Raw genomic sequence first — 12,653 nt, 5'->3', positions numbered from 1 at the left:
CGCGGTCTTTCCCGCAGTCAGCCAAAGACCAGCCCGGCGTCGACGCCCCAATGCATCGATCTCGCCCTTCCTGTCTCGCGCCACTCCAAAAGCAAGTGTGAGGTCAAAGTGCGCGGGCTGCCGGCGCTGATTCCGTACGTCGCACTATCCGGCTATCGACGTCCAGGCCTTCCCGAGGGCTGTCCTGGCTACAGGTGAAACTACAGATTCTTTTTGTGGATCCGCCAACCCATGGCGACACCAGGATGCAGGTATTCGCCGGTCTGCGGATGGCGCGAAAAGTTTGTCTCGCCAACCTGTCGCGCAACTGCTTCCCAGGCCGTACGGGCGCGCTCCAGCGTGTTGATTCTGGTCTTCAGCTTCATGCGCACCTACCGGCAGTAGAATTCAGGCAATAAAAAACCCGGCGCGATGGCCGGGTTCTTTTTAGTCAGTCCTACACACGCAGGAATGACAGGATGGGTGAATAATGCGACATGGCGACATGATATTGCAAGCCCTTTTGAGGGACTATTTTCATGCAGCCTCTACCGCCAGCACGCCAACCGCCTCAAGCATGTGCTGGGCGTCTACCAGCGCTTCGTTCACAAGACCTTCCAGTGCGCCCTTGATCGACTTATTCCAACGCTGATAGGTGCGCTCTGTCAGGCCCTGGGAATCCCAGTTCGTCATGTCGTAGTTCGAGTCGGCCAGGACGATCATCTCGCCCGGCTTCGTTTCAGCCACTGACCTGGCGTGCTTGTTGGCGCGGGCAGCATCGGCGTCAGCCGCTTTGTTGCGCCAATCCCACTGCCCCTCATCCTTGTTTTCCCGATGCTTTGGAGCTTTGACCTCGACCACGGCGCGCTGGATGCCTTTCGACTGCTGCGGCACAGCCCAGACCAGTACCGCCTGCTGAGTGAAGCGCTTGGGCGCCGACGACGGCACAACCGCTACAAGGCGACCGATGGAATCGATCTTGCGCCCGCGGTGGGTGCTGTACTTGGCCACCAATGCATTCCAGTGGCGAGGGCTGAGCTGGGCATGCAGAAGCTTGTGCACGATGCAGTCAGCAAGTAGGGCCGCATCCTTGCCGGTGATCTCCCCCTTCAGTTTGCTGGTCTGCACTCGAGGCTCGACGTTGCACCCGCCGGCGCTGTTGATGGTTTCCGCTGCCAGGGCGCGGACGACTGCAGAAATGACGTTTTGGTAGTTCATGCTGCCTGCCCCTTCTTGAGTTCTCTGGTCTTTGCCCGGTATTCGGCGGTGATGGCTTTCAGTTGCTCTATGGTTTCCTTGCGCGGCGTGTGGTCTGACTCCAGCGCCTCGACAGCCTCAAGGCCGATTCTTGCGATAAGGCCGGTGCGGAAACCCTGCGAAACCGTTTGGCCCTTTCGGGCGTACTTGGACGAACCGGCATTACAGCTCTTGCACTGCAACCAAATATTGCTGGGCACCAGCCTTAACTCTGGCCGAGCGCCCTTGCCGAGAAAGTGCCCGGCATCAAATGCGCCGCCAGTCTTCCATCCCTGGGCATGGAGGATCGATTCCTGCGAACCACCGCAACTGATACAGCCACTGCCGATGCTCAGTTCGTAGGTGCGGCGGTAATCGCGCACAGCCTTCTCTGCGTCCTTCATGTGGTCCGATCGGGTCTTGAGGGCTTTCTTACGAACCTCGATGTCCCGGCGGCCAACATCCGCCAGGGCCTTCTTAGCGCTAGCCTGGCCCTTCTCGGACTTGCCGTAGGCGATGGCGCACTCGATCTCTCCGCACACCGCCTGCGAGCTTCTGGAGGGTGTGAACATCACCCGGCACTCTGGGCAGCGCTTGCGGCGAGGTCCGTTCGATGTGAGCGGGGTCTTGCGTTGCAGTGGCGTGCGCTTCATGCCGAAACCTCGACCAGACGATTATCGAAGGAGGTTTCACCGACCTTATGCCGGTAGCCGAACTTCGACTCAAATGCCTCGATGTCCAGATCGCACAAGCACTCGCCTGGTTCCATGGCGGTGTCGCTGATCGTGGGCAGATCCCGAACTGCGCAGCCGACGGCCTCAGCAAGCCCCCCGGCGTTATGGGCCTCAGCGGGATTGTCATGGAGCGGCGTGACTTCAAACCAAATGCACATCAGTAGCGCCCTCCCCAGTTGTCCTTTTGCGTCCAGCGCACCTGGTGCTCGGCGCCGAAGGCGTGCACCCACTCGATCAACTCTCCGCACTGCTTCACGGTGAGCTTGCTGGTACGCTCGTAGATGACGTCGAAGCCGTTACCGTCTACCGCTGGTATCATCTGCGGCTGATCGCCAGACTCGCGCAGCCAGGCGGCCGTCAGCAGGCGCTTCCAGATCAGGACGTCCCACTTCTTCCCGGCGTGTTCGACCTGGGCGGCAATATCGGCCAGGGCCGCGTGCAGGGCCTTGTTTTGCTCCCCGCTGCGGTCAACTTCGGTGATGGCCAGCTTCTTGGGCTTGGTGATGTCCATACCAGCGATATGGCCAAGCACCCTGGCTCGGTCGGATTCATTGCGGATCTGGAGGCTAGTCATTTGCGCATCACCTTTTTCCAGAGCTGAGCCGCCGGGTACAGGATCGGGTACGTCAGCGGAAAGCTCACAATCAGCAGTGAGGCACCAAGATCAGCAAATGCGAACGCAAGGTCTCGGCAGTAGGACGGGAAGCCAGTGAAGGTCTTCTTGTACATCCTCAGAAATTCCTTCATGACTGCTCTCCCTGGCCCAGGGCGGCGTCGATCTGCTCCATGACCAGTTTCCGGAGAGGAAACATTGGCGATATGTGCCGGGCTCCATCGGTCATGCGCCGCACCTTGGCATCACGCATAAGGAATTCTCGGGAGGATGTGAGAGCCTTGCGCAGCCCCTCAACCTCAGCCTTCAGCTCAGCATTCACCCGCTCGTAGGCTTCGTAGCCGGTGCGTAGGCCGGCGATTTCGGCCTTGAGCGCTTCAACCTCCTGCCACAAGCGGTCTGCAAGTGGGTCATGCCAGCCTGGCATCTTCTGCAAGCTGCGCATGTGCACAGCGAGCTCGGTAGATGATTGCTCTCTGACGTAGGTCATGGCTTCACCTCAAACAGCTCAGGATGTAGTTGGCGTGCTGGACCTGCCATCCAGGGGCGCCGAATGACTACGTGGAATCTCCACGCCCAAATCGATAAGTGATTCGCCCCTCGGCTACGCATAAAGCTCCTGCATGCCTGATAGCGCCATGGCAGGAAGGTGACCTTCAGAAGGCAAGACTTCGGCAGGGCCTTGTGCTTGACCGTTGCGTCGTGTGGCATCGAATGAATGTTCATGACTTCACCTTCAGGCCGGCAGCTTCTAGGACATCAACAACGTCACGCTTGCCTTGGCGATGGCCTTTGGCGTAGTCGCTTTGGGCGTCTGCGTATTCGCATTTTTCGGGAAGTTTGATCACTATCGCCCCGATAGCGGCATCAGCCTCGGCCCACACGGAATGGTCGGCGCCAATGTCCTCAAGCTCCATGTCGCACCGGTCTTCCTCTTCGCGACGGATATTCCAGATTGCTCTCGCAACCGCTTCACGCATCTTGTCGCTCATGTCCGTTGCTCCGCTGCTTCTGCGATCAATGCGATGCGCTCCAGGCGCTCGGATTCGTCTTTTCGGATAGCCCGGACCATCGTGAAGATGCAGTAGCCGAGGCAGATCGCGATTGGCGCGAAGAGAATCCAGCCGTTGAAAACCCAGGCTTTGCGCCACTCAAAGGTGCCAATTGTGGTCCCTTCATAGATCCATGGGCCGATCCAGATAGTGTTCACCGGCCCCCAAATCACGAAACAGAAAACCAGCATTGCCAGCACTGCAACGGCGCATCGAATACCAGCTTTGTCGATGTGATCTTTCATCAGAATTTCTCCGCGCCGCGCTGTGCTTCGCGCTTGATGTTCATTTTTGCCAGCAGGAGCGCACGCGCCGATTTGCCGTCGGCCGGGATGCCTTGCTGAAGGATTCGCGCCTGGGTTTGCTGGTCGGCCAATTCGTCAGCCAGTTCCAGCGCCGTCTTCTGGCTGTCGTGGCCGATGCCGGTGAGGATCTTTCCGTCGAGCGGCTGGCCTTCCTGGGCGCGGCGGATCACCACGGCGTAGTTGTGATCAAAGCGCTGGCGAAGGCCCTTGTCTTCCTGCTTGGCGGAACGCAGGTCGAACAGCCCGGTGGCCTCGGCGGCAAACTTCACCGCCTCGTGGCTGTAGACGCCCATCAGCGCCTCAATCCATGCGTCGGCGACGATCGGCATGCCGAAGTCTTCCGGGCCTGGCACGCACATCGCGATGAACTCCCCCACACTCGGCGCGAAAGGCTTCTTGAGCTTTCGGCACTTCTGGATACCGAACTCAATCTGCTCCAGGGTGCGAATGCCCTCGTCGGCAAATTCCTTGATCCACTCAGCCTTCGCGGCGTCGAGTGCTTCCGTGGACGGCCACGCCTGACGCCATGCTGGGAATATCCCGCGCAGCCGTCGGAACAGGTCGTTCACCACTTCTGCCGTCTGCGGTGTGACGTGCAACGGCCGGGTGTGAATTGCTGGCGGCAGGTTGCCCATGGTCGCCATCAGTTGGCTGACTGGCTTCATGGGCTCACCACAAGCCCTTCGGCCCAGGCATTGCTGTCGAAGTCGGGCTCATTGCTCTGGCGCGGCGTGAACTGCCTGACGTTCGACGATGCTGCTCGATTCCGATCGCTCAGCACCCACTTCACCAGCATCTGCACCCACTCGGCCTGGGTGTTCACCTGGCCGCGCGGCTTGTAGTGGGCAGTGAATGCTCGGCGCGCATCTTCGGTGAACAGGTCCAGCGCTACGCCTGAGTGAACCGAGTAGGTTTTCAGCAGCTTGTCGTCCGGGTGCCAGTCGAGGGTCATTTCGCTGGGCATGCGAGGGTCGACAGCTTCCCGCGCAGAGAGAGGGTTTTGATCTTCTCTTCTCTTCTCTTCTCTGGTCCGCATTTCGTCCGCATCACTTGCGGACATTTTGCGGACACTTCCCGACTTTCGTGCGGTGCGCTTCCTCTCATTGTCGTTCGCACGGCGCTTGGCGCTTGCCCCGTTGTGCTCGTCAAAGCGAGGCATTACAAGGCTTCCAGCCTCATCGATAGAAGCCCACTGCACGTCGATCATGGCCTGCGTGAACCCTGGCCAGCCGATCACAGCGTCCATCGCATTGCAGTCATAGCCCAGCAGAACGCCATCAGCAGAATGAGTGTCGAAGATGCTCCAAGCGACATGCAGTCCGCCAATCACCCGCAACCTGTCCGCTTTCAATGCGGACACAATGCGGAAAACTTTCGGATGGGTTTGGAGGTCGATTCGCATTTTTATCCAGTCTCCGGCCATTACGCGGCCTCCAATTTGGCGATGATGCGTGCGGCTTCGCGCTCAATTGCGAGGCGTTCGGCTTCTGGCATCTGGTTGTAATAGAACAGCGCGCGCTGGAGCTTCTTGGTTGTCTCGAGAAGCTCTGATTGGTCGCCGAGGCATGCGCTTGTAAGGCGACCGCCAGCTAGCGTCATACCCAAGTGGATTGGCTCTGTGGGGCTGTCGAGAACGATCGTTATCCGGCTCATGCAGCACCCCGCATAGCCTTGGCATGGCTGGATGCGTCAAGGGCACGCAGCGCGGTGTGATGACGGCGCCGGGCGTTGTACTCGGCCTTCTTGGCAGCAGAGACACGCTGAAACTGCGCCTCGGTGAAATTCATCACGGGCAGGAAGGCTTCGCTGTACGGATCGAACGGACCGTCAGGTCGGCCGTATGCCTCGAAGTACGTGTCGTACAGCGAGCGCAATTCAGCCTTGAGGGCCTTTTTAGTGGTCTGCGCCTGGAACAGCTCAAGCGCAGTCAGGGCGGCTCGCTCGATCAGTTGTTGGTAGGTCATGGGCTTCATGGTCAGAACTCCAGGCGCTTGATTTCGGAGAGAAGAGCCCGGCTATGGCGCTGGATGTAGATCTGGCTTAGCTTCTGCTTGCGGGATTCGAAGTCCATGCCGACATCGATCAGAGACGCGTTGACGCGCTGCAGGTGTTCAATGCAGCGAATCTCGCAAGGCGTGAGGTGGTCACGGATCGAGTCTGTAGGGCTGATGCAATGCGCTGCCCGGTACACCTTGGAAGGCATGCCCAGGGCGATACGGTTGATTAGGTCGAACTCATTGCTGAAGTGGTAGTGCTTGGTTTCTTTACCGGCGGCGAGGCGCCCGTGCTTGATGGCGTCGGTCAGAGCTGGAGCTTCGAGGCGGGCTCGCTCGCGAGACATGGCCCGATCAACCCCTTCACGGATGTTGTTGGCCGCAGATCGCTTAACCGACTGAAAAGTGCGATATACGTCAACCTCAAAAGCTGGCTCGATCCAGGCCGCATAGCGGATAGCGATCAGCTCATCGGCGAAGGTTCCGCCAGCGCGCCCTGGCCGCTTCACACAAACTGCTATTTTCGTAGCAGTTTCGAGAGCCCCAATAAAAGCGGATACCGACTCAGATTTTAGGAAGTTACCAGGGCGCTGGCTTTCTGTAGCCTTACCGCTTTCCATTGCCGACCGGTGAAGATCGTTCAAGGAGTAACGACCTTCCTCGTCACGACGGATTATCACGGCCCCGATATTTACCTCATTAATGCGCGCCACGTTTTCAGAGATAACGAATCGTGGCGCGGAATGGATAGAGGAGGTGTTGACATTAATCTGCTGAGTGCGCATTATTCGCTCCAGAACTGATTTGAAATTGCTGCACGAAAAGCCACCATTGCCCGGTGGCTTTTTTGTGCGTCCGATTTACTGCTTGGTTGTTTCACTGGCAGATCCTCAATAGTCCCTGGGGGACTTATCAGCCCTTGCGTCCTATGGAAGCGACGTTGCTCCGGCTCTTTGGTGGCCGGGTCATTCGATCAAGCGCCCGGTTCATGATTGTTGCGGCCATCTCTTCTGGTGTTACCCCGTTGCGTCTGGCTAATAGCTCCAGATCAGCGAGTCCCTGCCAGTCGAGCTGGATTTCCAGCGGTTTTCTTTCAGGCACAGGGCCTCCTCGGCTACTTCAGGCCACGTCTGTTTTCGCGTTAAGCTCTTCCATCATTTGGTTCAGGCCGCGCTCAAGAATCTCGCGTGCTAGCACCGCCTTTTGAGTTCGCTGAAAACGGGCCATGGCCGTCAGCAGATCGTCGGCCACCTCATCCAGGCGAACTTTGGTGGGCTTGTCGTGGAGGTGGTCAGGTGCGGAATACGACATCTGTGTTTCCTTGTGTGGTTGGAATGGGTTTAAGCGGCGGATTTCTTGGGGTGCGCCTCGGCAAGCAGCCAGGCTGGATCGAATGGCTTTCCGTTGGCGGATGCCAGTTCTGCAATTTTCTTGGCGTACTGGGTTTCGCCGGTGTACTCGGTGCGCGGCAATGCGTCGGCAACAAGCCACTTGTAGATGGCGCGCGGGGTCTTCCCGCAGGCCAACGCCACGGACGGAACACCACCAGCATCATCAATCGATTTCTTGAGCGGCCGCATAAGGCCTCCGAGTTAAATATGAACTTGCAGTACATATTATGTCGGAACTGAAAGTACATGCAAGGGCATGCGATATTGAACCTATGGTTCAAATAGAAGAGATACGCGCCGCGTTCGCCTCACGCCTCAAGAAATCAGTAGCCGCCAAAGGCATTGATCAATGGGGCGCGGGCGCTCGCCTGGCTGAAGTTGCCAAAGTTACGCCGAAGGCTGCGAGCAAATGGCTGAACGGTGAATCCATCCCTGGCCCCGCAAAGATGCAGGCGATCGCATCGTTTCTCGGGGTGAGGATCGAGTGGTTGCAGCATGATTCAGGCGACGGCCCTGATGCGCTGACAGATGCCGCCGAACCGGGCCCGGAATCCACCGCTGCCGATAAACTGCGCGCAATGCTTGCTGGTAAGAATTTGGGCGAGGAAAGACTCAAGAAGCTTCTGGCAATAGCAGAAGGTGACGAAGTCGAAGCTGCTGGCGGCGTGCTCGTACATGACGCCTATCGGCCGGGGAAGGTCGGTGACGAAGTGTGGATTGCTCACTACGACGTGCGCGGAGCTTTGGGCGGCGGCGAAATCGCTCATGACTTCCCTGAGATGCTCCAGGACGTGCGCGTTAGCCCTTCTCAGCTCCGAGCCATGGGCGTCGAGTTCAAAGAGCACTTCCATCTGAAGATGATCACCGGCTGGGGGCAGTCCATGACGCCAACCATCAAGCATGGCGATCCGCTGCTGGTCGATGTCAGCATCAAAGAGTTCGTTGGCGATGGAATCTACTTCTTCTCGTACCAAGGCTTTCAGTACATCAAGCGCCTGCAAATGAAGGGTAAGGAAAAATTCAAGATGCTGTCGGACAATCGGAAGCACAAGGCCGAGGACATCTTTCTTGATGAAACGTACATCCAGGCGCGTGTGCTGCTCGTCTGGAATGCCAATCTGGTATAGCCCATGCCCCTCACCAAGCCCAACAAACAGCTGTGCAACGAGCTCAATTACCTTGGGCTGGGCCTCGAGCAAGCCGCGGGCGGCATAATCAACATCACTAAGGACTGCCGAGATGTCGATGCGACAGCTGCCCTTATGCTGATTGCGAAACTCTACAAGCATGCGGATCGGGCGGCGGCGCTTGCGGATGCGGTGAAGGCGTGAAGGTTGTGCGACCTACCTAGCCAGAATGGCATTGCGCACTTGAGCGAGAATTTATGCGTAATCATGGCTTGTGGATATGGGAAGAAGACGAGTGCCTAGCCCTTCGCAGAGCGATTGCCGCTTATAACGCAAGCAGGCAAAAGGCGGATCGTCTAGCTCGGAGCGCCATAGCGAGCGAGATAGGGGTATCCACTTCGACCATTAATAATTATTTTCTAGGTACTAAGGCTCTAGACATTGAGGTTGCTCAAGCGGTTCTTAAGCTTACCGGCATTCCTGTGGAGCGGTTCAGTCAGAGGCTCGCAGAAGATCTGAGGTTAAAGCATGACCCTAACCAAACCTAATCAAGACCTAAAGCGCGACCTCCAGGGCATCGCCTCGGACCTCAAGTGGTCCGCTGTCGAACTGATGCGAATCGCTGAGCGATTGAGCCTGGCCGGCAATGAGGCGGACGCCCAAGCCGTGCTGAGGATGTGCAACGTGTTTCATGCGGATGAGGATCGGCTGGCCGGTTATGCGGATGAGGTGAAGGCCGGAAGGATTGTGCGGGAAGACTGAGCAGCCTGAGTTTCATATTTATATCTAAATACAGAGAAAAGGAATTCCGATGGGTCCGGCAGAAAAGAACGATCTTTTATTTGAAATAAAGAATATCACCCCCGTCTCGGCAGAGGATTATTCCGGTAGCCTGCAAGCGCTTGCCGAGGAATATCGCCGGTTTCTGGCTGTCTTTGAATCGCCTGAAGATAGCGTGGCTACGCAGCTTTACGTGCATGAGGTTCGTGCGGGGAGCATCGTCAGTCTGCTAACCCCGATAGCTGTTGGTGTTTTACCGTTGCTGGATTGCGCCAAGAGCATGCTTGAATACTCCGACTACCTCAAAGCCATCCTTGACTGGGCTCTTGGCAAAGCCAAAGATAAGCCGAAGATGGCCGATGAACAGAAAACCCTAAAGGGTCTTGTGAAAATCATAGAGCCGACCGCCAAAGATCATGGGTCTCAAATGAATATCGGTGTAGTGAATTTTCATGGGGCAGTAAGCGTGAACATCAACCTTGGTTCGGTTGAGGCGAATGCTGCTCAAAATTTTCTGACTCGCCACATGGATAAGGCGAAGGAAAAGGAGTCACTTACTGGCGATCATAATTTTGTGGCGCTCAAGTGGTTTCAGACCAGAAACGAACTCAAAAACAAAACCGGCGACAAGGCTCGTATAGAAAGCATTTCACCAGATCCGGTAAAGGTTCTCTTTGGTAGTGATGATTTGAAAAATCGGATGGTAATCAACGAAGTAAACATCTATCACAAGGCATTCATAGTGGATGTACATGTTGAGACGGTAGATGGAAAGCCAATTCTTTACCTGGTTAAAGCGCTACACGAAACTCTAGATATCGCCTCCTAGTCAGGCCCGGCCAAGCGCCGGGCTTCTTGTTTCTGGCCTTCCTTGATCGCCTCCTAAATTGGTCTACGATTACATAGTCGAGCTACTGGTCCCCCAACTGGCTCGACTTTGCCCGCACATGCGGGCTTTTTTGTATCTGCCCTTCCTGCATTACCCCCTACCCCTCGCAGGCATCGACCTGCACCGCCTGTACCGAACGGTACGACCTGCTGATTTGTGGTCGGCCTGCGCCTGACCGGGTCGAGAACTGAGCCCGCCACTGAGCGGGCTTTTTTGTGGTCGCTAAAAAGGTGCCGGCTCTTCTTCCTGCTCAAACTCAACCTCTCCCCTCCCCGCCACCTCTACCTCCTGCTGCTCCCACCTCACCGTCACGCTGCCGTCGTCATTTAGCGTGAGCTCGAGCTCGTCTGTATCGGCGATCACGCCCAGCACCTCCTCCCACTCCCGATCCCCGTCCGTGTCCAGGCGATGGATCGTCACCCAGCGGCGCTCTTGCGCAACTGGGTGATTGATCATGGATGAGACCCTCAGCCCCAGGCGCGCCATGCCACTCATTTCTTGCCGTGCTGCCGGTACCGCCTGCTTCTTCGCCATGATATTCCCTCCCAATTAAATGCTGTACATACGTCCAGTATCTGAAAGCGAATATAGCGAACCTTTGGTTCGTCGTAAATCCCCGTCAAGCAGCGTTTTATGGATTCGAAAATGAACCAACAAAAATTTATGTACTTTTGGTACTTGACTCAATGTGAACCTGTAGTTCATATTTACTCCATCGAGTCACCCAACAGGGACTCGCCAGGGCCTCACAGCCTGACCGCTCTTTAAAAATTCAGAATACGATCCCGCTGCGGAAATAACAGCGGGGCCGCCTGTCCGGTAAGGACAGGGAGGGCCGATGCAAAGGCTCTGTCAAAACCAAACTATTAAGCCGCTACGCCTCTACTGGGGACCGGCGATCTGATCTGACCTACCGCCCGGGGAGTGACTTGGGTGCTGGAAGGAAACGCAGGGAGAACCTGCGGCGGATCGAGGGATACCGAACTGGCGAATGATCCAGATATGCGTAGCGAGACAGATTTCCTCGATGCCCTTCTCACGAGGGGTATCAGGGAAATCAAACCGGAGAATTAGCAGATGAAGATTGAAGGATTGACGATTGAGGTAATTCCAAAGCCAGGCACTGACGAATTTGATCAGCTGGCCAAGCAGTTCGCAGAATCTGCTTACCGTCACTTTGTTGAGTTGTGGCGACAAGGTGCTGAGCAGGATCCAGCCGCCACTTACCCTCAGTTCCTGGCTACTGAATGATCTCGACCTGGTTTGCTCTCGGCACCTGAGGCGGCTCAAAAGGCTTTGCAAACACCGAATGGATGTTCCCGCAGTCGCCACAGCTTGCAACCAGGATGTTCTTGTTTGCCGGGGCGGGTTGGATGGCGACCTTAGTCAATCCTTCGACTCCGCATGCCGAGCATTTCGGTTTAGCAATTTCCATGTTGTTGCCTCAACGGTTGTAGGGACTTGAGAGGCTACCACGGCCCGGCGTGGGTAAATATCCGGGCATCAAATTCAAGCCGATGACCGACGCCAGTAGCGGGTCACGGCGCCACAGATTTACTGATGCCGCTTCGATGAGGCGGCATTGGAAATCCAGCGGAGGAAGTGAGATGGGCAGATTTGAAAGTTTTCCGGAACAACTGATGGCCTGCTTCATGCTGGGCTTTCCAGTAGCGGGCCTGCTCTTAGGTGCCGTTCTCCTTGGTCTCGTCTGGCGAAAGGCCTGGGCCTGGATCGACGATGCTGAGGCTGGGCGTAACCCCGTGCTTGAGTTTTTGGCAAGGCTGCGCGGTTGGACGCCATATACCACTGAGGGCGCAGGCTACCAATGGTGGAAAGACAAAAAGGACTCAACGCATACAGAGGTCTTTCTTCCGTTTTTTGGGGCGTCCTTCCTTGCCCCGCTAGCGATTTTCCTCGGTATTAAGCTCTACCCGCTTGTTGTCGCTGCGCTGACCATGGTCGCCGTTGCTTTTGTGGCCCGGTTCGCACGGCGCCACAAAAAGCTATTCGACAAGCATCTGAAAGATCCCGAAGCACACAAGTGAACCATCTTCCTGCGCATTCACAGAGTGCGCAGCGGGATGCGGATGAGTCCACACGGCGCAAGGCCGCCCCCTGCATCAATCACCTTTGACGACCCACCACGATCCGTAGCCAGTAGCTGGATTGTGCGCAGATGGCGACCTGCTGTTTCAGGCCTGCCATCTGGTTTCACAAATGCCTCTAGTCCCCCTGGAGGTATTTGGAAGCCCATTCCACTTGGAGAAAGACATGGCCCGCACTTACGAATATTGGACGGTCAAGGATGGCGAGGACATTGCCGTCAACCTGACCGTTGTCTCTTTCTCGGCCTCGAAAGGCAACTTCAGCTCGCAGGCCGCTGATCCCGATGAGTATCACGGGCACTGCGAAATCGAGTGGGAATCGAAAGACGACACCAGCTTCATGACTGAATCTGAGATCGCCTCGATGGAAGAGTGGCTTGTGAATGAGCATTCCGAGTACCTGGCCGATCAGGACTACTACGACTAACCCGCCACCCTGGAGGCGACC

At 56.7% G+C, this 12,653-nt stretch carries 25 protein-coding genes; 7 read left to right on the top strand and 18 right to left on the bottom strand.

The genetic code is table 11. The annotated features are described in order from the left end of the window. Positions 1 to 200 precede the first annotated feature (200 nt). The 17 genes from HBR94_RS14370 to HBR94_RS14290 form a co-directional block, all read right to left on the bottom strand. Positions 201 to 365 carry a hypothetical protein gene (locus tag HBR94_RS14370; RefSeq protein WP_156796363.1) on the bottom strand — a complete coding sequence of 55 codons (165 nt, stop codon included), beginning with the start codon at positions 363 to 365 and terminating at the stop codon, positions 201 to 203. 151 nt (positions 366 to 516) lie between these two features. Beyond that, positions 517 to 1,197, bottom strand: a complete 681-nt coding sequence (locus HBR94_RS14365; protein WP_169872391.1) for a hypothetical protein — start codon at positions 1,195 to 1,197, stop codon at positions 517 to 519. Further along, the gene (locus HBR94_RS14360) at positions 1,194 to 1,868 is read right to left on the bottom strand and encodes a recombination protein NinG (RefSeq protein ID WP_170045024.1); all 675 of its coding nucleotides are present in this window, start codon (positions 1,866 to 1,868) and stop codon (positions 1,194 to 1,196) included. Before HBR94_RS14360 ends, HBR94_RS14365 begins: the two co-directional genes overlap by 4 nt. Continuing rightward, the gene (locus HBR94_RS14355) at positions 1,865 to 2,107 is read right to left on the bottom strand and encodes a hypothetical protein (RefSeq protein WP_170045023.1); all 243 of its coding nucleotides are present in this window, start codon (positions 2,105 to 2,107) and stop codon (positions 1,865 to 1,867) included. Before HBR94_RS14355 ends, HBR94_RS14360 begins: the two co-directional genes overlap by 4 nt. Further along, complete coding sequence (locus HBR94_RS14350; protein ID WP_032877420.1) at positions 2,107 to 2,523, bottom strand: recombination protein NinB; 417 nt, start codon at positions 2,521 to 2,523, stop codon at positions 2,107 to 2,109. The genes HBR94_RS14355 and HBR94_RS14350 overlap by 1 nt, the downstream gene beginning before the upstream one ends. Then, the gene (locus tag HBR94_RS14345) at positions 2,520 to 2,696 is read right to left on the bottom strand and encodes a hypothetical protein (protein ID WP_170045022.1); all 177 of its coding nucleotides are present in this window, start codon (positions 2,694 to 2,696) and stop codon (positions 2,520 to 2,522) included. The genes HBR94_RS14350 and HBR94_RS14345 overlap by 4 nt, the downstream gene beginning before the upstream one ends. Next, positions 2,693 to 3,052, bottom strand: a complete 360-nt coding sequence (locus tag HBR94_RS14340) for a hypothetical protein (protein WP_170044973.1) — start codon at positions 3,050 to 3,052, stop codon at positions 2,693 to 2,695. Before HBR94_RS14340 ends, HBR94_RS14345 begins: the two co-directional genes overlap by 4 nt. Before the next feature lie 232 nt (positions 3,053 to 3,284). Beyond that, positions 3,285 to 3,554, bottom strand: coding sequence for a hypothetical protein (locus HBR94_RS14335; RefSeq protein WP_170045021.1), 270 nt, complete (start codon positions 3,552 to 3,554; stop codon positions 3,285 to 3,287). Continuing rightward, the gene (locus HBR94_RS14330) at positions 3,551 to 3,859 is read right to left on the bottom strand and encodes a hypothetical protein (RefSeq protein ID WP_170045020.1); all 309 of its coding nucleotides are present in this window, start codon (positions 3,857 to 3,859) and stop codon (positions 3,551 to 3,553) included. Before HBR94_RS14330 ends, HBR94_RS14335 begins: the two co-directional genes overlap by 4 nt. Further along, positions 3,859 to 4,584, bottom strand: coding sequence for a replication protein P (locus tag HBR94_RS14325; protein ID WP_170045019.1), 726 nt, complete (start codon positions 4,582 to 4,584; stop codon positions 3,859 to 3,861). The genes HBR94_RS14330 and HBR94_RS14325 overlap by 1 nt, the downstream gene beginning before the upstream one ends. Next, the gene (locus HBR94_RS14320) at positions 4,581 to 5,342 is read right to left on the bottom strand and encodes a DnaT-like ssDNA-binding domain-containing protein (protein ID WP_170045018.1); all 762 of its coding nucleotides are present in this window, start codon (positions 5,340 to 5,342) and stop codon (positions 4,581 to 4,583) included. The genes HBR94_RS14325 and HBR94_RS14320 overlap by 4 nt, the downstream gene beginning before the upstream one ends. Then, positions 5,342 to 5,572: a hypothetical protein gene (locus HBR94_RS14315; protein ID WP_048375916.1), complete on the bottom strand. Its 231-nt coding sequence runs from the start codon at positions 5,570 to 5,572 to the stop codon at positions 5,342 to 5,344. The genes HBR94_RS14320 and HBR94_RS14315 overlap by 1 nt, the downstream gene beginning before the upstream one ends. Beyond that, on the bottom strand, positions 5,569 to 5,892 hold the full coding sequence (locus HBR94_RS14310; RefSeq protein WP_170045017.1) for a hypothetical protein: 324 nt from the start codon (positions 5,890 to 5,892) through the stop codon (positions 5,569 to 5,571). The genes HBR94_RS14315 and HBR94_RS14310 overlap by 4 nt, the downstream gene beginning before the upstream one ends. A gap of 2 nt (positions 5,893 to 5,894) precedes the next feature. Next, the gene (locus HBR94_RS14305) at positions 5,895 to 6,698 is read right to left on the bottom strand and encodes a KilA-N domain-containing protein (RefSeq protein ID WP_170045016.1); all 804 of its coding nucleotides are present in this window, start codon (positions 6,696 to 6,698) and stop codon (positions 5,895 to 5,897) included. Between the two features lie 127 nt (positions 6,699 to 6,825). Further along, on the bottom strand, positions 6,826 to 7,014 hold the full coding sequence (locus tag HBR94_RS14300; protein ID WP_042559998.1) for a hypothetical protein: 189 nt from the start codon (positions 7,012 to 7,014) through the stop codon (positions 6,826 to 6,828). 18 nt (positions 7,015 to 7,032) lie between these two features. Next, positions 7,033 to 7,224, bottom strand: a complete 192-nt coding sequence (locus tag HBR94_RS14295) for a hypothetical protein (protein WP_017736486.1) — start codon at positions 7,222 to 7,224, stop codon at positions 7,033 to 7,035. A gap of 29 nt (positions 7,225 to 7,253) precedes the next feature. Beyond that, positions 7,254 to 7,493: a hypothetical protein gene (locus tag HBR94_RS14290; protein ID WP_017736485.1), complete on the bottom strand. Its 240-nt coding sequence runs from the start codon at positions 7,491 to 7,493 to the stop codon at positions 7,254 to 7,256. An 83-nt stretch (positions 7,494 to 7,576) separates the two neighbouring features. Here HBR94_RS14290 and HBR94_RS14285 point away from each other — a divergent pair, with 83 nt between their 5' ends. The 4 genes from HBR94_RS14285 (at position 7,577) to HBR94_RS14265 (ending at position 10,040) form a co-directional block, all read left to right on the top strand. After that, positions 7,577 to 8,431, top strand: coding sequence for a LexA family transcriptional regulator (locus tag HBR94_RS14285; protein ID WP_170045063.1), 855 nt, complete (start codon positions 7,577 to 7,579; stop codon positions 8,429 to 8,431). A 3-nt stretch (positions 8,432 to 8,434) separates the two neighbouring features. Beyond that, on the top strand, positions 8,435 to 8,635 hold the full coding sequence (locus tag HBR94_RS14280) for a hypothetical protein (protein WP_076965250.1): 201 nt from the start codon (positions 8,435 to 8,437) through the stop codon (positions 8,633 to 8,635). Positions 8,636 to 8,959: 324 nt separating this feature from the next. Next, positions 8,960 to 9,193 (top strand): hypothetical protein, encoded by a 234-nt coding sequence (locus tag HBR94_RS14270; protein WP_170045015.1) that lies wholly within the window; start codon positions 8,960 to 8,962, stop codon positions 9,191 to 9,193. 49 nt (positions 9,194 to 9,242) lie between these two features. Further along, entirely contained in the window at positions 9,243 to 10,040 is a 798-nt protein-coding gene (locus tag HBR94_RS14265) for a hypothetical protein (protein WP_170045014.1), read from the top strand. 282 nt (positions 10,041 to 10,322) lie between these two features. Here HBR94_RS14265 and HBR94_RS14260 read toward each other — a convergent pair whose 3' ends face one another. Further along, positions 10,323 to 10,634: a DUF1654 domain-containing protein gene (locus tag HBR94_RS14260; protein ID WP_170045013.1), complete on the bottom strand. Its 312-nt coding sequence runs from the start codon at positions 10,632 to 10,634 to the stop codon at positions 10,323 to 10,325. A 543-nt stretch (positions 10,635 to 11,177) separates the two neighbouring features. Here HBR94_RS14260 and HBR94_RS14255 point away from each other — a divergent pair. The 3 genes from HBR94_RS14255 to HBR94_RS14245 all read left to right on the top strand — a co-directional run bounded on the left by HBR94_RS14255 (position 11,178) and on the right by HBR94_RS14245 (position 12,632). Next, positions 11,178 to 11,351, top strand: a complete 174-nt coding sequence (locus tag HBR94_RS14255) for a hypothetical protein (RefSeq protein WP_157255584.1) — start codon at positions 11,178 to 11,180, stop codon at positions 11,349 to 11,351. A gap of 356 nt (positions 11,352 to 11,707) precedes the next feature. Further along, positions 11,708 to 12,145, top strand: coding sequence for a hypothetical protein (locus HBR94_RS14250; protein WP_170045012.1), 438 nt, complete (start codon positions 11,708 to 11,710; stop codon positions 12,143 to 12,145). A gap of 226 nt (positions 12,146 to 12,371) precedes the next feature. Further along, positions 12,372 to 12,632 (top strand): hypothetical protein, encoded by a 261-nt coding sequence (locus tag HBR94_RS14245; RefSeq protein WP_017736473.1) that lies wholly within the window; start codon positions 12,372 to 12,374, stop codon positions 12,630 to 12,632. The last annotated feature ends 21 nt before the right edge of the window (positions 12,633 to 12,653 follow it).

This window comes from Pseudomonas sp. WS 5412, assembly GCF_012985615.1.
Lineage (GTDB): Bacteria > Pseudomonadota > Gammaproteobacteria > Pseudomonadales > Pseudomonadaceae > Aquipseudomonas > Aquipseudomonas shahriarae.
This window is presented reverse-complemented; position numbering and strand designations above follow the sequence as displayed.